Here is an 18,553-nt window from a genome sequence, read left to right on the forward strand (position 1 = left end):
GTCCGCCGCCTGAACTGAGAAGTACTACTGCTCGAACGCGTTCTCTCTGTATACGCTATCCATAGAAGGCTTGATCATGGTCTCTGCATGCTTATCGCCTTTATGATCGCGTTTGATGCTCAGGTTAAGCTCCCACAGTTGATCATACTTATCCTGGCTCGCCTTCTTGGCTTCTTCCTTGTTGCGCAGAATAGTCGGGCGCAGGAACACGAGAAGGTTTTGCTTGTCTTTTTCGCGCTTGGTGCTGCGGAACAGCGCGCCTAACAGCGGGATATCCCCCAGCAGCGGCACCTTGGCTTCTGACAGCTTGTAGTTCTCGCTCATCAGACCACCCAGCACGATAGTTTCGGCATTGTCCGCCAAGACGGAGGTCTTGATCTGACGCTTATTGGTGATGATATCCGACGCGCTTTCGTTGGAAGGCGCAATGGAAGAGGTTTCCTGTTCGATTTCCAATCTGACCAGATCGCCATCACTGATGCTTGGCGTCACACGCAAGGTCAAACCGACGTCCTGACGCTCAATAGTAGTGAACGGGTTGCTGGTGCCGTCAGTGCCCGTGCCGGTCTGTCCGGTACGGAAAGGCACGTTCTGACCAACGATAATTTCAGACTGCAGGTTATCCATAGTAATGATGCTTGGCGTGGACAGCAGGTTAGCCTGACCACTGGTGCCCAAAGCCTGAATTAAGGCGCCCCAACCTTTCTTGCCGTCGGCCTCGCCAATCGCCACGGCAGCGATATCGCCGCCAATGGAAGGCGTCGAGTTGCTGGCGATTGCCGCCAGTATCGCCGAGGCGGAAATGCCCACGTTGGTGAAGTTAGTGACAGTGGCCGGGCCAGACTTGCCAGTCAAATCCCCAGCGGCCATTTGCACACCCAACTGGCGACTCAGGCCATCGCTGATTTCCACAATCGCGGCTTCGATCAATACTTGCGCACGACGCACATCCAGCTGCTGAACGATCGCCTCGATTTCTTTCATCATGGAAGGCTCTGCGCGCACAACCAGCGCATTCAAACCTTCATCAGGATAGATGCTGACTTTGCCGCCGCCAGGAGCCGCTGCCGCGCCCTCGCCTTTTGCAGGGGAAATATCGCCCATCAGGCCTTTCAGCAACTCAGCCAACGCTTCTGCGTCAGCATGACGTAAATTGATAACCTTGGTGGTGCCGCTTACTGCCGCAGGCTGATCCAGCTTGGCGATAAGAAGGCGCATTTTGTCACGGAAGTTTTCGTCGCCTTTCAAGATCAGACGATTGCTACGCTCGTCGGCTACAACGCTGAACTTGTTGGCGGGCCCTTTGGGCGCGCCTTTGCCCAGCTCGGAAGGAGCCAGCTCTTCTAACAACTTAACCATATCGCCAACCCAGGCGTCTTTCAGCTGAATGACTTCCAGCTGATAGTTAGAGGGGCTGTCGAGCTCACTGACGATGCGCTCAATACGGGCGATGTTATTAACGTGGTCACTGATAATCAGAGCGTTGGCGGCGGCGACGCCGGCAAGGTGTCCATATTTGGCCACCATCGGACGCAGAATCGGCACCAGCTCAAGGGCGTTAGCGTTTTTGACCTGTATGACCCGGGTCACCAACTGCTCCTGCGGCACCGTCTTAAAAATCGAGGTGTTCTCCGCGGTTTGCTTGGCCTCGTTCTGCTGCACAATTTTGATGATTCCCTCGGAAGGAATCGCCGCGAAGCCATGTACGTTCAACACGGAAAGAAACATTTCGTAGACTTCATCACGCCCCATGGCGGCGTTCGACACCACGGTGACTTTGCCTTTCACCCTGGGGTCGACAACAAAGCTGTAACCGGTGATGTCGGCGATTTGAGTAATGAAGGCGCGGATATCAGCGTCTTTAAGGTTGACCTTCCATGTCTGATCTTCGGCCCCCGCCACGCCGGAGAAAAAACCCGCAATCAACAACCAGGCAAATGTAAAGGCTCTAAAATGTTTCATGTCCATTCAACAATCTTTTTTTGATTTTCATTACTTTGAGGAAGTCGCTTAGCGCAGCGGGTAACTGGCTCAGCGTAATGGGTAACTGATAGTGAAAGTCGCCCCATCCCGTTCTATTTCCACCTCCAGCATGCCGCTTTCATACAGCTGCTGAATCATCTGTCTATCCTGCTCGATGTTGCCAAGGGTATGACCGTTCACCGAACGAATCACATCCCCTTTCTGCAGGTTCATGGCGCCCAACATTGGGTTATTGCCATCATACTGGTAGCCGGACGCTCCTTCGCCGCTACTCACTGGCGCCAGACCCACCGAAGCCAAGGCTCCGCGCGGATCTTCCTCCAATCTCTTCTGCGCGACGCTGACAAACTCTTCGGGAGAGTCAATTCCGCCAGTGTTTTTAGGTCTCGCCACCTGTTCGATAGCGCTGCCCGCCACAGCGACGGAATCGTCAAACGCCAGCTTCTCCAAGGCGCCATTCCGACTGATCAACACATGATCAGGAAACACTGCTGACAATTTGGCTCCGCCGGGCAGCATTTCATTAATACGATAATATTCGGCCGATTTTCCCTTTTCCGCAATGATAGCGCCGGATCCGCCCTCTTCACCGCCGACTACGACCCCATACAGGTCCAGTCTTAAGGCAGTGATTGGCGCGTCCACTTGGCTCAACGCCTTTTTAGCGGAGGCATCTTCCGCCTTGCCGAATAAATTCCATGCAGGATAGTTAGCCTGCATCGCCTGATTCTTGTTTGCATTCGCCACACCGCCGACCGGCATGACGATAATATCCGGGGTTCCCACCCAAACACCCCAGGTCACCCTTGCGGCTTGCCACGCCAGCGTTACGACTATGGCGAGCAAGAGCACCCAGGTTATCTTAGTAATATGGCCTGTCAACATGGGTCGTTAAAGTATCCGTTGCTGTACCCGGAAAACAATGTCGTCAGGATTCGCCTGTTTACTCCAGGGCGCGCCCGCCAAGTCCAGCAACCGTTTGCGAATTTGTATCTTCGCCGTGCCGTCCCGCGTTACCTGAGCGCTCATAACGGGTTTGTTTTCCGTGCTATCCAGTACTTCCAGGTGAATTTCCTCACCCTCCTGTTTAATCAGCCCCTGCAACGGAGGCATTGTGGCGGTTTTATTTTCCCGGCCCATCGGATAGGTAACCGGTCCGCCCGCCCACTGCGCTCGCCCTGAAGCTCGCACAGGAAGACCCGTATTGGTGTCCAGCGTCACGTCCAAGCCGCTTATCTTCAGCTCTCCGCTCAGATTCAGACGATGGCGGCGCAATGCCGGCGCCAGCGCCGCCAGATCCAGAGAACCGTCAGCAAGCACTCGGACTTGATCAAATCCATCCAGTGCGGCTTTGGCGTCTATATCGATTTTGTTGGCGCGAAAGTTCAGCGCCAGAGCGTCGCCCATCATTAGCAGGCCAGATGGATAAACATCCCAATCCAGCACGCCGGTGGCCCAAGAATGAGAAATCAGCGCTTTGCCTTCCCAAAGCGTGCCTTGCAGCTTCTGCACCCGCACAGGAAGTTGGTTGGCGGGAACGCTGGCCTGACGCCACACAAACTCCACGGGCACGAGTAATACCAACCCCGCCAGATAGGTCAGGCCGCCAATAATAACCAATCCCACAATTTTTTTTATCACTTCTTTGGCCTACAACCTTCCCAATCAACCACTGAGCATATGCATACGCGCAATGGACTACATTCTAATTGTTGAATCGACAAACCCTACTACGCCAAGCCTCGGCGGCCATTATCACTGACCGGGCTCCGCCTCCGGGAGGTTTAAGACGACTGTCGCGAACAGCAGAATACTTTTATCTTCGCCTCAAAACACAGGCTATAAAATTTTTACATGGTAACAAAAGCATAGCAGTGTTTTCTAAAGAATATTTGCAACATTGGCAACGAGTTTGAGGTTAAACATTCTTAATAGACCCCACTATCCGCGCCAAGTTCTTCGCGCCATAAAAAAACCCGGCCGAAGCCGGGTTTTTTCCGCGGGAGCGTTATGGGGGATGATTACATCATGCCGCCCATGCCACCCATTCCGCCCATGCCGCCCATGTCTGGCATGCCGCCTTTCTTGTCGTCTTCAGGCAGGTCAGAAACCATACACTCGGTAGTGATCATCAGACCAGCAATAGACGCAGCGGACTGCAGTGCGGTACGGGTAACTTTCGCAGGATCCAGAATACCCATTTCCAGCATGTCGCCGTAAACTTCAGTGCCGGCATTGTAGCCGAATGCACCTTCGCCCTGACGGACTTTGTCCACAACTACGGAAGGCTCGCCGCCAGCGTTAGCGACGATCTGACGCAGAGGAGCTTCCATCGCGCGACGCAGCAGGTTGATGCCTACGTTCTGATCAGCGTTGTCGCCAGTCAGGTCAGAAACGGCCTGCAGTGCGCGCACCAGGGCTACGCCGCCGCCAGGCACCACGCCTTCTTCAACCGCAGCGCGGGTGGAGTGCAGCGCGTCTTCAACGCGGGCTTTCTTCTCTTTCATTTCCACTTCAGTCGCTGCGCCAACTTTGATAACGGCTACGCCGCCAGCCAGTTTGGCAACACGCTCTTGCAGCTTCTCACGGTCGTAATCGGAAGAAGTTTCTTCGATTTGACGACGGATTTGCGCAACGCGCGCTTCGATGTCGCTCTTAGCGCCAGCGCCGTCGATGATAGTGGTGTTTTCTTTAGTAACAACAACACGCTTAGCGGTGCCCAAGTCATCCAGAGTAGCGCCTTCCAGGTTCAGGCCAACTTCTTCGGAGATAACAGTGCCGCCAGTCAGGATAGCGATATCCTGCAGCATTTCTTTACGACGATCGCCAAAGCCAGGCGCTTTAACCGCTGCAACTTTCACGATGCCGCGCATGTTGTTAACAACCAGAGTCGCCAGCGCTTCGCCTTCCAGATCTTCAGAGATCACCAGCAGAGGCTTGGAGGACTTAGCTACTGCTTCCAGTACAGGCAGCATTTCGCGGATGTTGGAGATCTTCTTGTCAACCAGCAGGATGAAAGGATCTTCCAGTTCAGCGCTCATGCTGTCCTGGTTGTTTACGAAGTAGGCGGACAGGTAGCCACGGTCGAATTGCATACCTTCAACCACGTCCAGCTCGTCTTCCAGACCACTGCCTTCTTCAACAGTGATAACGCCTTCCTTACCAACTTTTTCCATCGCTTCAGCAATGATGTTGCCGATGCGCTCGTCGCTGTTGGCGGAGATGGTGCCAACCTGGGCGATGGACTTGGAGTCTTCGCAAGGACGGGAGATGTTCTTGATTTCTTTGACCGCAGCGATAACGGCTTTGTCGATGCCGCGCTTCAGGTCCATTGGGTTCATGCCCGCTGCAACAGACTTCAGGCCTTCGTTCAGGATCGCCTGAGCCAGTACAGTTGCAGTGGTGGTGCCGTCGCCCGCTTCATCGTTGGTTTTGGAAGCAACTTCCTTAACCATTTGCGCGCCCATGTTTTCGAACTTGTCTTTCAGTTCAATTTCTTTAGCTACGGACACACCGTCTTTAGTGACGGTAGGCGCGCCGAAGGACTTGTCCAGAACCACGTTGCGGCCTTTTGGACCCAAAGTGACTTTAACTGCGTCGGCCAGGGTATTAACGCCCGCCACCATGCGCTTACGCGCGGAATCGCCAAATTTAACGTCTTTAGCTGCCATAACAAAATCCCATTACTTGTTAGTTGATGACAAAAGTCTTTAGTTTCGGAGTGTTAGCCTTCGACTACGCCGAAGATGTCGCTTTCGCTCATGATCAACAGCTCTTCGCCATCAATCTTAACGGTGCTGCCGGCATACTGGCCGAAAACCACCTTGTCACCGACTTTGACCGCCAACGGACGGACATCGCCATTATCCAAAATACGGCCTTCGCCCACAGCCAGAACTTCACCCTGTGAAGGCTTTTCTGCCGCATTGCCGGGCAATACGATACCACCGGCAGTTTTGGTCTCTTCTTCCTTACGGCGCACGACAACACGTTCGTGTAACGGACGAATTTTCATTTCGCTTTTTCTCCCAGTTAGAACATTTAACTAGCTGACTTTTTGGTTTTAAACAGCAGCCGGACATCCGGGTTGGACCAGGAACGCCGAGTGCTTAAATTGTGGAGGTTTAAATGGGGCCCGGGGCGAGGATTTCAACACCCCGGCTATAATTTTTTTAAATTTTTTTCCTAGTCCTCTCGGGTGTACTCGCCTTCAATCACTTTATCCCCGCCAGCGCCTTGCCGTGGGCCGCCAGAGGGATCTCCGCGGAAAGCGCCATCCCGTTCAGAGGTCGAAGAATAGGTCGTTTGACTATAACTGCGGCTTACTACTCGCCCATTACGCAACAACGCGCCGCCAATACGGCCGATGAGCAACTTGCGCGTCAACGGCGTCAACAGAAGGAATCCCATGAAATCGGTTAAAAAGCCCGGCGTCACCAGCATGGCTCCGCCAATCAGCAGCGCTACACCCTCCAGCATTTCTCCCGCTGGAGTCTCGCCCGCCTGCATTTTCGCCTGCAGACTGCTCAGCAGAGAAAATCCCTGCCGTCGCAGCATGGTCACGCCGACAAATCCGGTGACGATAAAAATCGATACAGTCGGCCAGAAGCCAATGGCGCCGCCGACTTCAATGATCAGATAAATCTCAATGAGCGCAATGATAGGGATAAGAAAAGGTATTCTTCTTAGCATGATTCCGTCGTTACATCAGCCAGTGTTATGCAGGTGGAAATCGGTTCCTGGACCATTTGGTGGTCGGCGAAATTACTGCCATAATACTGGCTTTACGAGCGCCTCCCGGCGCAGCCGCAAACCCTAGAACACCATATAATTCAATATAGTAAGCGGTAATTCAGCGTGGAGGAGTCCCGCCCCTGGCGGTCCGCTCCCCTCTATGAAGCGTATGTATCTTCACCTGTCGTTACTATAGATGGAGTTGTTTATTTCTATTTCAACGCGACGGACAAAGATTATTGTTTTTTCACTATCGAGAGAGTGGGACAAGTTATGCAATTGAAAGATTCTGTGGTTGTGATTACCGGTGGCGGCCAGGGCCTGGGCCGCGCCATGGCGCTGTATCTCGCCGAAAAAGGCGCCCGTCTGGCGCTGATCGACCTGTCAGAAGAGAAACTGCAGGAAAGCGTCGCCAAATGCGAGGAACTGGGCGCTGAAGCCAAGTACTATCTGTGCAACGTCGCCAAAGAGGCCGACGTTGAAAGCGTGTTCGCCAAAATTGCCGAGGACTTCGGCGGCGTCGATGCATTGATCAACAACGCAGGCATCCTGCGAGACGGTATGCTGATCAAGTATAAAGACGGCCAGGTCACTCACCGCATGAGCCTGGAGCAATGGCAGTCCGTCATCGACGTGAACTTGACCGGCGTATTTTTGTGTGGACGCGAAGCCGCCGCCAAAATGCTGGAAAGCGGCCGCAAGGGTTGCATCATTAATATTTCCAGTATTTCCCGCGCTGGCAACATCGGCCAGACCAACTATTCCGCCGCCAAAGCCGGCGTCGTGGGCATGAGCGTGAGCTGGGCGAAGGAATTGGCGCGCTTCGGCATTCGTTGTATGGCGATCGCGCCCGGCTTTATCGAAACGGAAATGACCGGCTCGATGAAACCCGAAGCGCTGGAGATGATGACCAAGCAGATTCCTTTGCGTCGCATGGGTCAGCCGAATGAAATTGCGCAAACGGTGAGCTTCATTCTGGAAAACGACTATCTTTCCGGCCGCGTCATCGAAGTGGATGGAGCGCTGCGTATCTAGCAAAAAGGGGCTTCGGCCCCTTGCTTTTTATCTCGCCGTAAAACAAACCTCGGCTTCTTTTTTTCTAGTAGATTCACTTACCCAACCAGCGTCGCCAATATGTCTGAACTTAGCCAACAGGAAAAACTGCAAGCTATCTGGTTCGTTGTCAGCCAGATTCCTCCTGGAAAAGTGGCGACCTATGGGCAAGTCGCCAGCTTGGCGGGGCTGCCGGGGTTGTCCCGGTATGTGGGATACGCCATGAAACAGCTTCCAGACGGCTCCAGTATTCCCTGGCACAGGGTTATCAACAGCCAGGGAAAAATCTCTTTCCCGCCAACAACCAAGTCTTTTTTCCGCCAGCAAAGCGCGTTAACGCAGGAGGGCGTCGAGGTTCACAACGGACGCATCCCCCTGAAACGCTTTCAATGGGCGCCCTGACTGAGCCAGCCGCCCTCGCCTTCACTTCAGAACGGCTTCCAGACGCACCCTCAGGAAAGTTAAAAAGATCAGGCTCGGCGTAATCATCAACGTAGTGATGATAAAGAACATCACCCAATCGCCATTGAGACTGTCCACCAACGCGCCGCTATAGGAGGCCAGCAAGGTTCGCCCCAAGGTTCCGAGGGAAGCCATCAACGCATACTGCGCCGCCGTGAAGGCGCGGTTGCACATGACGGACAGAAACGCCACAAAGGCGACAGTGGACCAGGCGGAGGTGAAGCCATCCACTACTACCGCCGACACCAGCATGGGCACGCTCGGCCCCACCATCGCCAGCGCTGCGAACATCAGGTTGGAGGCGGCCATGGCGATACCGCCGATCATCAGGCCTCGATATAACCCATAGCGGATATTGACCAGACTGCCCAATATTGAGAACACAATGGTCACCCACCAGGTAACCGCTTTGGAATAGATGCCAATTTCTTCGTCCGTGAAGCCCACTTCTTTATAGAAAACCACCGACATCTTGCCGAGAAAGGCCTCGCCGATCTTGAACAGGAAGATAAACAACAGAATCGACGCCGCCAATTGCACGCCATTGCGGCGGAAGAACTCCGCCAAGGGTTCGATAAACGTAGTGAGCAGCCAAATAAGCGCGCGTTGATCCCAGCGAATTGTGGAACTCTCAGGAGTATCCTCCACCGCTTGAGACTCCCAACGCCACAAGGTGCGGATCATCCAGGCCAACGCCGCCAGATCCGCCATGGCGATAAACAATGTCAACGGCGTGGATGCGCGCCACTCTTCCGCCAGCCCTGGCTTGCCGATAATGGACCACACCGCCAGCGCGATCATCACCATCAGGGCGACAAACATGGCGAGCGGCTTCGCCTCGCCTTTTGAGCCCAGTACCCGCGCATAACGGGATTCCGCCGCCTGCTGGCCGCCCTCGCGATTGTTGGTTGGCTCGCTGGCCGCCAGCCAGGTAAACGCCATCAGCAGAACGACTACGGCCGCCATCAACACATACATGTCGGCCCACCCCCAGTCCCAGCGCCCCACCAGAATAAAAGGCGCGGCGCCCAGACCGGCATAGCCTGTCCACCAACCGGCGGTGGCCATGGCGGACGCCGCCGACATCATCTTGCCGTCGCCTTCCGGGACCACATCGATGCGATAGGCGTCAATGGCGATGTCCTGGGTCGCCGCGAAGAACGCCAGCGCCAGGGCAATGGACTTGGCGAGCAGCAAGTCATCCGCCAGGTCCMCCCTTGACATCGCCCAGCAACATACCGCCACTAAAGCCTGCATCATCAGCACCCAACTGCGACGCTGTCCCAGCGCGCGAGTCAACCAGGGCAGGCGCACGCGGTCCGCCACTGGCGACCACAAAAAGTTGGTCGAATAGGCCAGAAACACCAGACCAAAAAAACCGATATCCGTGCGCGAATAGCCCACGTCCTTCAACCAGGCCGTGACCGCCGAGCCGATCATGACAGCGGGAAAGCCGCTGGAGATGCCAAATACAAAAATGGTCAACAGGCGTTTGTCGAGGTAATAGCGCACCCCGTCGCGCCAGGAGGACGGCGTTTCCAAGTTTCACAACCTTTTGTTTGCGGAAGAAATTCTGGCTCAGGATATAATCAGGCGAGGCAAAGCTCCAGCATCCTGAAGCTTACTATGTAGTAAGAATATGCGGTGAGAAAAGGCCGGCCTGGGACCGGCCCGAAAAAATCAATCGCGGAAATTGTTGAACTGCATTGGAACGTCCAGAGACTCGTCGCCGCGCAGCAACTGGATGGCTTCTTGCAAATCATCTCTTTTCTTGCCGGTAATACGTACTTGATCGCCCTGAATAGAAGCCTGTACTTTCATTTTGCTTTCTTTGATCTTCTTGACGATGTCTTTCGCCACTTTCTGTTCCAGGCCTTCTTTCAGCGCGTAGGAGCGCTTCACTTGCTTGCCGGATTTTTGATCTGTTGAGTCGCCCAATACGCGCAGATCGACTTTGCGTTTGGACAATGTGGTGTTGAGGATCAGCAGCATCTGCTCCAGTTGGAACTCCTGCTCCGCCGCCATTTCCACCGCTTTTTCAGCCAGAGTGAATGAAGCCTCGACGCCCCGGAAGTCATACCGCATTTCCAGTTCCCGATTGGCCTGGTCCACCGCATTGGTGAGTTCGTGACGGTCTATTTCTGAAACAATATCAAACGAAGGCATTCAATTCTCCAAATAGTCATTAACGTTTGCGCCCATCATACCCGCCCGCGCAGTAAAGGTCGCGCCTGGCGAGCGTGTTTCGTCATCTCCGCGACGAATACGGACTCACAGCAGTATTCCTGGCCGACACACTAACAAATAGCTTTCCCGGCAACCCCCGCGGAGGCGATCCTGACGCGGCTGCATGCAAAACTGTAAACACAACGTTACACCTGGGCGTGTCGGCAAGATCCGCCATGTGTCCGATAGCAATAAACTACAAGCCGTTTATTATAACTCGCACGAAAAATGCAGCTATACTTCTGACAACTAAGTTATTTCAAATAAAGTCTTGCAAGAACGCACGTCCGGACCAACCGCCCAGGCCTGACGGCGGGGCAAGCCCGGGCCGATTATCGCGGCCGGTTACGAAAGTTCTCTCTTCATACAACCCACCCCGGCGATCCCATCCGTCGGAGCGTTTATTGAACTATCGAGAATTTTTAAATGTATAACCAATAAGGTTGAACTGGACTTATTCCATGCCGAATCTAGATTTATCCATCCTTGTGGTCGACGACGCCAAATTCAGCAGCGCCATGATCGCCAAGACATTGAGAAACTCCGGCTATCATGATGTGCGTATCGCCCACAACGCCCCCTCCGCTCTGCAAATGCTTGAAGAACGCGCCGTCAGCGTATTAATCGCCGACTGGCTGATGCCCGAAATGGATGGGTTGGAATTGACGGCCAAGGTTCGGCAACTTGACGAAGCCAGTAATCACTTTACCTACATTATTCTGCTGACCGCCAAAGAAGGCGTGGAAGCACTGGCTGAAGCCTTTGATCGCGGCGTCGACGACTTTGTTTATAAATCAGAGATGAACAAACAATTGCTGCCCCGCGTGTTCGCCGCAGACCGGATTTCCGATATGCAGAACACCCTGCTGGTGGCTAATCAGTTGTTGATGGATAACATCAAAGAACTGCAGGAACGCAATGTGCTGGATCTGGCGACCGGTCTGGGCAATCAGGTGCTGGCTCGCGAACGCCTCACTGATACGCTGCGTCAAATGGAGTCCCGCGGCGGCGCGGCAAGTTATCTGTTGCTGGGCATCAAGAACTGGCAGACCATCAAGAAGCACTTCAACCCGGCCATTCTTGAAGAGATCGCCAACGGCGTGTCTCGCCGTCTGCGCCATCTGACCCGACCTCTGGATACGGTCTGTCGCATCTCCGAGAATCAGTTCGCGGTCATTGGCCAGTTTTCCAGTCTGGAGCAGTGCACGACCAGCTGCTATCGCCGCATTCACGACGGCATCAACCTGAAAGCGTTCAAAACCACCGCGGGCTTCGTTTCCGTTCAGGCGGGCACCAGCGTGTGCGCCATCGACGGCAGCACCACGACGCCAAAAGCCCAGCAAGTGGAAAAAGTCGCCTTGCGCCGCCTGCAATACGCCTACGAGACCGCCACCATCGCGCTAGCGCTGTGGCCGGAAGTCAGCGACGAAGCCAAAGACGCAGAATAACCTCGTCTCGCTATCAATCCTCGCATGATCCGAGGTGTCACCATTAAAAAAACCGGGACAGTTTTCCCGGTTTTTTTATGTCTGCTCGACAATCTTCATCAGCTTGCTTCGAAACTGCCAGAAAACCACTCTTTACGTAACCCCCTTATTCCAATCGGGTTATAAACTTAAAGCCCTTTCTGGCCGGGCATAACAAATACTTACGTCAATAACAGAAATGTTTCAGCAGCCGCTCCGTTATATTCTTTTGTTACAAAAGCAAAACAACCCATTACTCAAACACAACTGAGATTCGGGCCGGCAGACACTAAGATTAAATCGTGGATTTGAGTAGTATCCCCCACTTAGAGCAGGGGGGTTAAGTAGTACCCCCTGCTTCTTTTGGGATTCAGATCTCCAGGTTTCCTTGCCTTTTTGTTTCATTTTTATCCTTAGCAGGTTTCTTTGGGGTGACGCAGTTTGTCGCCCCGTTTTGTTTATATCCCCCCGCTAATTTCCATCTTCATCTTGACGCACACTACCCCGGATAGCCCGTTATCTCCCTGATGGATTGATAAAGAGGCTGCAACTGCCGGTACATTTTCAAGTACACCTCGGAATATAAACGTTCATATACGCTTACCACCTCTGGTCGCGGCTGAAAGGTTTTCCCTACCCGTGTCATGGCTGCGATGGCGGCGTCAAAATCCCGATGCACGCCCAGTCCCACCATCGCATCAATGGCGGCGCCCAGCGCTGATGTCTCATAGGTATGGGGGCGCTCCACCGGAAGGTTGAAGATATCCGCCGTCAACTGCAAAGCGGCGTCGCTCTGCGAACCGCCGCCGGATACGCGTAACACGCGCATTTTGACGCCGGACTTCTTCTCGATTTTTTCCCGCCCTTCCCTCAGCGCATACGCCAGCCCTTCCAAGATCGCACGATACATATGAGCGCGGGTGTGCACGTCGCCAAAACCGATAATCGCTCCTTTCGCCTCCGGTCCCGGGCTGCGCACGCCGGGGGACCAATAGGGCTGTAAAGTCAGCCCCATAGAACCTGGCGGTACAGCGTCAACCAGTTCGTCGAACAATTGTTCCGGCTCAATGCCCCGTTCTTTCGCCACGCCTTCCTCGCGCAGACCAAACTCTTTCTTGAACCAGCTCACCATCCAAAAACCACGATAAATCATGACTTCCGTACAGTATCGTCCGGGAATGGCGGAAGGATACGGCGGCATATAAGGAATGGCTTCCACATACTTGGCGTTAGTGGCGTTGATGGTGGCGGTGGTGCCGTAACTCATGCAGCCTATGTGAGGGGCGGAGCCTCCCGAGCCAATAATCTCGCAGGCTTTGTCGGACGCTGCGGCGATAACCGGCAGACCAGCGGGCAATCCTAACCAGGCCGCAGCGTCAGTAGTCAAGGTTCCCGCCGGCTGCCCCGGCTCCACCAATTCAGGCAATTGCTCCGGGCATACTGGCATCGCGCGCCACTTCCAATCTCGCGCCGGCGCCCAGCGTAGCTTTTTATAGTCAAAGGGGATGTATCCGACCTGACTGCCGATGGAGTCCACATAATTTCCGGTCAGACGAAAATTCAGGTAACCCGAAAGCAACAGAAACTTGTGCGTGCGCCGCCAGAGATCCGGTTGCTGCTGCGCCAGCCAGTTGGCCTGGGTCTTTTCCCGAAAGCGCTTGACGGTTTCCTCCACCCTGGCGACTTTGAACAATACATCCCAGACGCCGCCCAATTTATCCTCCGCCTGCGCATGGCGCTGATCCAGCCAGATGATAGCGGGGCGTAACGGCGTCCCATCCCGATCAACACAAATGACCGTGCCGCGCTGCGTCGTCACCGTGACCGCCGCTACCGTTTCAGGCGACACCGGACTGTCGCGCCACATCAGACGACAAGCCTCTCCCAACGCCTCCCAATAATACTCCGGACGCTGCTCCGCCCAACCTGGCTGCTCTGAGAAATAAGGCTCTATAGGCTGCTTGCCTTTTGCAACTACATTACCAAGGTCGTCTATCAACAGGGCGCGCACACTCTGAGTGCCGTTATCAATGGCCATTACGTAGGTGCGGGCGGATGCGGCCATGGTCATGCCCCGCTCTCCTCAGTCTTGCGCTGTGTCCGCGCCGCCTCATTGTTCGCCGTCATCCCTGGTACGCCAAAGTGGCGCTGAAACAGATTCCGGTAACGATTCGCCTCGTCACGCCAAACCGCCTCCGACCAACCGAGATAACGCTGACAACGCCGGCCGATTTCCTCCAGCATGGCCTCGGCGCCGTTCGGCGCCAGCAGGCCCAGACGGGTGCGTCGCAACATCAGGTCATCCAGATGAACCACGGATTCGTTTTGCAACGCATGATCAATCTCTCCCCAGAGCAGATTGGTTCCGGCGATAGGCCTCAGGCGCTCTTTGTCCTTTTCCAACATTGCGGCCCCCGCAGAGCCGTAGCGTCCGCATAACCGCCGATACACCGACGCCGAGACGCCGCAATCCGGGCTGTAGGGCGGCGCGCCATTGGCGAATACCCGGGCGTCCGAAGCATTGAAGGCCACACCGTCGAGATAGCGGGCCGCTTCCTGCAACACATCCAAAGCAATCAATCTGAATGTGGTCAGCTTGCCCCCGGCGACGGAAATCAGTCCATTATCATTCCAGATCGAATGTTCACGCTTTTCCTTGGAAGGGTCCGCCGCGCCGCTGGATACGACAGGGCGAATGCCGGAGTAAGTACACATGACCTCCTCCGGCTGCAATCCTAAGGACGGAAACATATGGTTCACGCCGCGCATCAAGTACCCCATTTCGGCGGCGCTGATGCTGACATCCTGCCCCATATCCTGTGTGTGATCGAGATCCGTGGTGCCCACCACGGTGACGCCTTCCCAGGGAAACGCAAAAACGGGACGCTTATCATCCGGGTGAAATCCACTCACCGCATAGGCGACCGGCAGTCGCCAGTGAGGCAGAACCAGATGACTGCCGCGCAGAGGCCGTATTTGCGCGTCGCAGCCTTCCTGCATGCGTAATTGATCGGACCAGGCGCCGGTGGCGTTCACCACGACCCGCGCCCGTACTTCGCAATTACGGTCGGCGATGGCGTCATGCAGCACCACGCCATGCATACGTCCATTGACGCGTACAATTTCTCTGGCGCCGCAGTAATTCGCCGCCACGCCCCCTTCCGCCACGCCCTGGCGCAGAATTTTCAGCACCAGCCGGGCGTCGTCCGTCACTGCATCGCCAAAGCGACTAAGACTGCGCAGCCCCTCTGCGTTTATGCCCGGGGCCAGATAAGCAGCCTGTTCCGGCGCAAAGGCTTCGTGATTCCGCGCCCCCGCCATGCGGTCGTATACGTCCAGCACCCGCTGAAAAATAAACCCCGGGGGAAATTCACCCCGATAATGCCCCATCAAAAAGTTAAGCGGCTCCACCAGCCCAGGCGCTTCCTCCAATAGACGCTGCCGCTCGCGCACAGAGTGACGGGTCAACGAAAGCTGCCCCGAGGCGAGGTAGCGTAGCCCGCCATGCACCATTTTCGATGACTTGCTGGAAGCGCCCCAAGCAAAGTCGCGCTTTTCCACCAGCAGCGCCTTCAGGCCGTATCTCACGGCTTCCCTCAAAATACCCGCGCCGGTGACGCCGCCGCCGACAATCACCAGGTCCCAGACATGCTTGCCGGACTCCAGCATCTCCCAAAGCTTTTCTCGTTGCTGTGGCCGCCAGTAGCTCAGGTTGTCCATACATCACCCCGTTTGGCGGCTTTTTTAGCGGCGGTTTGCGGCTCCTCCACATTGGCGATCAAGGTTCCCGGGTTCATCAGTTGTTGCGGGTCGAACTCGCGACATAAGGCCGCGATCGCGCACATGCCCAGCTCCCCTTTCTCCACCGGCAGGTAAGGCGCATGATCTTTACCCACGCCGTGCTGGTGACTGATGGTGCCGCGATTGTTGACAATCATGTCGGAAGTGGAGGTTTTCATGCGCTCCCAACGCGCCAATGTTTCCTCATAGCTGGAGCCGGATTTGAAAACATAGGTGGTGTATATGGAGCAGCCCTGTCCGTAGAAATGCGACAAGTGAGTGAACACATGCACCCGCTCCCCTTCCCGCTCCAGACCTGCCCGTAGATTGGCTTCGATTTTGTTGAGCAGGTGATCGACATTATCCCAGTCGGTGGCGGTTTCCAGGGTGTCCACCACATAGCCGTCACGCCATAGCGCTTCGCGCAGGTATGGCATCAGGAAGCGTTTTTGCGCCCATTTACGTCCCAGCAACGTACCCGTGTTGACGCCCTGCCGACGCTTGATAAGCGCATTGAGCTGGCTCCTGGCGGCGCGACACTGCTCGGTGGTTCCGGTCACGCCGACGGTCATCATGCACTTACCTGCGCCAGCTCCGCGCCACTTCAGATAGCGCTCCAGCCATTCGATCTGTTTGGGATGCCCCGCCAGCGCCAATTGTGTTTCCGTCTCCACCGCGTTGCTGACGCGCAGCATGGACAACTGCACCTTGCCCTGAACCAGCTCGCGGGCGGCGGTTTTGGCCTGAGACCAGGAGGGGAACACGATGACGTAGAAATCTTCTTTTTCCGCCAGGGGCGTCACCCGCACTTTCACTTCCGTGAGCACTCCCATGCGCCCTTCCGACCCCAGAATAATTTCACGAATATCCGGTCCCGCCGACGAGGCGGGAAAAGTGGGGATATACATCGTTCCCCGGGGCGTCTCGACGCGGCCGCCGGCAAACAGTTGCTCGATACGACCATAGCGCAGGGACTGCTGACCGCTGGAGCGGCTGGCCACCCAACCGCCCACCGTGGACAGTTCAAAGGATTGCGGAAAGTGTCCAAGGGTATACCCCCGCGCCCGCAATTGCGCTTCCAGATGCGGGCCAGGCGTCCCAGCCCCAAAAGTGGCGAGCAGGCTCTCTTCATCCAGCTCCAACAGACTGTTCATTCGCCCCATATCCATCGTCAGGATGGGCTTGTCCGAGTCAAACGGGTTGATATGTCCCGCCACGCTGGTGCCGCCGCCGTAGGGAATCACCACGATGTCTCGCGCCAGACAGAAGTCCAGCAATTCGCGTACATCTTCTGAGCTTTCGGGAAAGGCCACGCCATCAGGGAAAAACTCGAAATCGCCACTGCGCATGGCAAGCCAGTCCGGCAGACTTTGCCCCCGCGCATGCCTGACGCGAGTCTCGGCGTCAGCGGTAATCAGAGGATGCGCAGGCAGACGCGACGGCGGCGTTCGCGCCAGCACGCTCTCCAGCGACGCGTCAGCGAGCGGCGTCGCCTTGCCAACGCGTTCATGTAGAAACCCAACGCCGCCCGGCGGCAGCTCCATCCCATTATTTTCGTCGCCCCAGCCATTCCAACGCCGCATACTAGTCTCCCGGTGTGAACCTGTTTCTTACGCTGTCTGCATCCGTCGGTAGCGGCGTCGCCACTACAACGGACCCCGGCCCTATGATCTGTCGCCATTTCGGGCCTGTTCTCTGCGGCATATACTAATTAAAATCCGTCGTCAGTCACTGTCGGATTAAGACAGCCCCGGTATCATTTGGCGACATGCGTCAATAAACGATGTAATAGACTAAGAAATGAACGCCAACCAGCACTTGGGATTCGCCTCCGTTCCCGCCGTTAATCAATATTTGCGCTTCGCCGCCGACTCTGGCCTGGACTGCGGGCGCGCCCTCGCCGCCGCCGGCGTGGACCCGGTGATCCTGCAAGGCGGACAGAATCAACGCATCAATGGCGATCAATTTCAGTCTTTATTGCGCGATCTGGCGCAGCAGGCTCAGGACCCATTATTGGGACTGAAGAGCGGCGGCTATGTGCAACCCGGCTCCTATAGCGTGCTGGGCTATATCGTCATGAGTTGCAGCACCTTGCGGGAGGCGGTGGAGCGCATCATTCCCTTTGAAAAGCTGGTTGGCGACATGGGCGTCACCAGTCTGACGCAAGAAGGCGCGCAGACGCTGATTCGCTGGGACTGCGCCTATCCTGATCCGGACGTGCGCCCGCATATGATCGCCAATGTGCTGGCGTCCTGGGTGAACTTCGCCCGCTGGCTCGCGAATGCGGACAACGCCGCGCCATTGCAGGTTCTATTTGAACACCCGTCTCCCGGCCCTGAATTCGAACCCGCCTACCAGCGCGCTTTCCAGTGTGAGGTCATCTTCGACAGCCCCGTGAGCGGACTGGTGGTGAACGACAGGTTGTTGGACACGCCGTTACGGCAGCCGGATCTGTTGCTGCGGCAAACATTGGAAAGCCACGCCAGCGCTCAAATCAAAACGCTGGATGAAGAAGATCTAAGCTTATTGACCCGTGTGAAGAACGCCATTCGCCACCAATTACGCCATGGCGTCAGCCGTCAGGATATGGTGGCGGAACGGCTTGGCGTCACCGCCCGCACGCTACAGAGACGGCTGAGCGAATCCCACAGCAGCTACCAGCAGTTACTCGACGAAGTGCGCCTGGAGATGGCGCAGGATATGTTGGCCCACTCCGACATCCCCATTCCGGATATCGCCCGCCAGCTTGGATTCGCGGAAGTGCGCTCCTTTCACCGCAGCTTTAAGAGTCATACGGGAGTGACGCCCGGCGAATTTCGCGACAACGCCGGCGCGCCATCTTGATGGCC

Annotated in this window: 15 protein-coding genes; 4 read left to right on the forward strand and 11 right to left on the reverse strand. The window is 55.7% G+C overall.

Going from position 1 to position 18,553, the window contains the following annotated elements:
• Positions 1-24 precede the first annotated feature (24 nt).
• The 6 genes from gspD to KP814_RS12535 form a co-directional block, all read right to left on the reverse strand.
• Positions 25-1,968 (reverse strand): type II secretion system secretin GspD, encoded by a 1,944-nt coding sequence (gene gspD, locus KP814_RS12510; protein WP_216737087.1) that lies wholly within the window; start codon positions 1,966-1,968, stop codon positions 25-27.
• A 63-nt stretch (positions 1,969-2,031) separates the two neighbouring features.
• Positions 2,032-2,868 carry a type II secretion system protein N gene (locus tag KP814_RS12515; protein WP_216737088.1) on the reverse strand — a complete coding sequence of 279 codons (837 nt, stop codon included), beginning with the start codon at positions 2,866-2,868 and terminating at the stop codon, positions 2,032-2,034.
• A gap of 6 nt (positions 2,869-2,874) precedes the next feature.
• Entirely contained in the window at positions 2,875-3,624 is a 750-nt protein-coding gene (gene gspN / locus KP814_RS12520; protein ID WP_216737089.1) for a type II secretion system protein N, read from the reverse strand.
• Between the two features lie 380 nt (positions 3,625-4,004).
• Positions 4,005-5,654, reverse strand: a complete 1,650-nt coding sequence (groL, locus tag KP814_RS12525; RefSeq protein WP_127969577.1) for a chaperonin GroEL — start codon at positions 5,652-5,654, stop codon at positions 4,005-4,007.
• A gap of 53 nt (positions 5,655-5,707) precedes the next feature.
• Positions 5,708-5,998 carry a co-chaperone GroES gene (groES, locus tag KP814_RS12530; protein WP_127969576.1) on the reverse strand — a complete coding sequence of 97 codons (291 nt, stop codon included), beginning with the start codon at positions 5,996-5,998 and terminating at the stop codon, positions 5,708-5,710.
• A gap of 170 nt (positions 5,999-6,168) precedes the next feature.
• Positions 6,169-6,675, reverse strand: coding sequence for an FxsA family protein (locus KP814_RS12535; protein ID WP_216737090.1), 507 nt, complete (start codon positions 6,673-6,675; stop codon positions 6,169-6,171).
• Between the two features lie 315 nt (positions 6,676-6,990).
• On the opposite strand from KP814_RS12535, the gene KP814_RS12540 reads away from it, so the two are divergent.
• Positions 6,991-7,752 carry an SDR family oxidoreductase gene (locus KP814_RS12540; RefSeq protein ID WP_216737091.1) on the forward strand — a complete coding sequence of 254 codons (762 nt, stop codon included), beginning with the start codon at positions 6,991-6,993 and terminating at the stop codon, positions 7,750-7,752.
• A gap of 99 nt (positions 7,753-7,851) precedes the next feature.
• Complete coding sequence (locus tag KP814_RS12545; protein ID WP_216737092.1) at positions 7,852-8,172, forward strand: MGMT family protein; 321 nt, start codon at positions 7,852-7,854, stop codon at positions 8,170-8,172.
• 21 nt (positions 8,173-8,193) lie between these two features.
• Here KP814_RS12545 and KP814_RS12550 read toward each other — a convergent pair whose 3' ends face one another.
• Both KP814_RS12550 and KP814_RS12555 read right to left on the reverse strand, forming a co-directional pair.
• On the reverse strand, positions 8,194-9,774 hold the full coding sequence (locus KP814_RS12550) for an MFS transporter permease (protein WP_216737093.1): 1,581 nt from the start codon (positions 9,772-9,774) through the stop codon (positions 8,194-8,196).
• Between the two features lie 138 nt (positions 9,775-9,912).
• Positions 9,913-10,398: a YajQ family cyclic di-GMP-binding protein gene (locus KP814_RS12555; protein ID WP_216737094.1), complete on the reverse strand. Its 486-nt coding sequence runs from the start codon at positions 10,396-10,398 to the stop codon at positions 9,913-9,915.
• A gap of 521 nt (positions 10,399-10,919) precedes the next feature.
• Between KP814_RS12555 and KP814_RS12560 the strand changes: the two genes are divergently transcribed.
• Positions 10,920-11,906 (forward strand): response regulator, encoded by a 987-nt coding sequence (locus KP814_RS12560; RefSeq protein ID WP_127969570.1) that lies wholly within the window; start codon positions 10,920-10,922, stop codon positions 11,904-11,906.
• A 517-nt stretch (positions 11,907-12,423) separates the two neighbouring features.
• Here the strand turns inward: KP814_RS12560 and KP814_RS12565 are convergent.
• From KP814_RS12565 to KP814_RS12575, 3 genes are read right to left on the reverse strand one after another with little or no spacing between them, the layout of a single operon-like run.
• Entirely contained in the window at positions 12,424-13,995 is a 1,572-nt protein-coding gene (locus KP814_RS12565) for an FGGY-family carbohydrate kinase (protein WP_216737095.1), read from the reverse strand.
• Positions 13,992-15,644 (reverse strand): glycerol-3-phosphate dehydrogenase/oxidase, encoded by a 1,653-nt coding sequence (locus tag KP814_RS12570; protein ID WP_216737096.1) that lies wholly within the window; start codon positions 15,642-15,644, stop codon positions 13,992-13,994. The genes KP814_RS12565 and KP814_RS12570 overlap by 4 nt, the downstream gene beginning before the upstream one ends.
• Complete coding sequence (locus KP814_RS12575) at positions 15,632-17,287, reverse strand: FAD-binding oxidoreductase (protein WP_216737097.1); 1,656 nt, start codon at positions 17,285-17,287, stop codon at positions 15,632-15,634. The genes KP814_RS12570 and KP814_RS12575 overlap by 13 nt, the downstream gene beginning before the upstream one ends.
• A gap of 217 nt (positions 17,288-17,504) precedes the next feature.
• On the opposite strand from KP814_RS12575, the gene KP814_RS12580 reads away from it, so the two are divergent.
• Positions 17,505-18,548 (forward strand): AraC family transcriptional regulator, encoded by a 1,044-nt coding sequence (locus KP814_RS12580; protein ID WP_216737098.1) that lies wholly within the window; start codon positions 17,505-17,507, stop codon positions 18,546-18,548.
• Positions 18,549-18,553 lie beyond the last annotated feature (5 nt).

Source organism: Hahella sp. HN01, from assembly GCF_018986435.1.
Taxonomy (GTDB): domain Bacteria; phylum Pseudomonadota; class Gammaproteobacteria; order Pseudomonadales; family Oleiphilaceae; genus Hahella.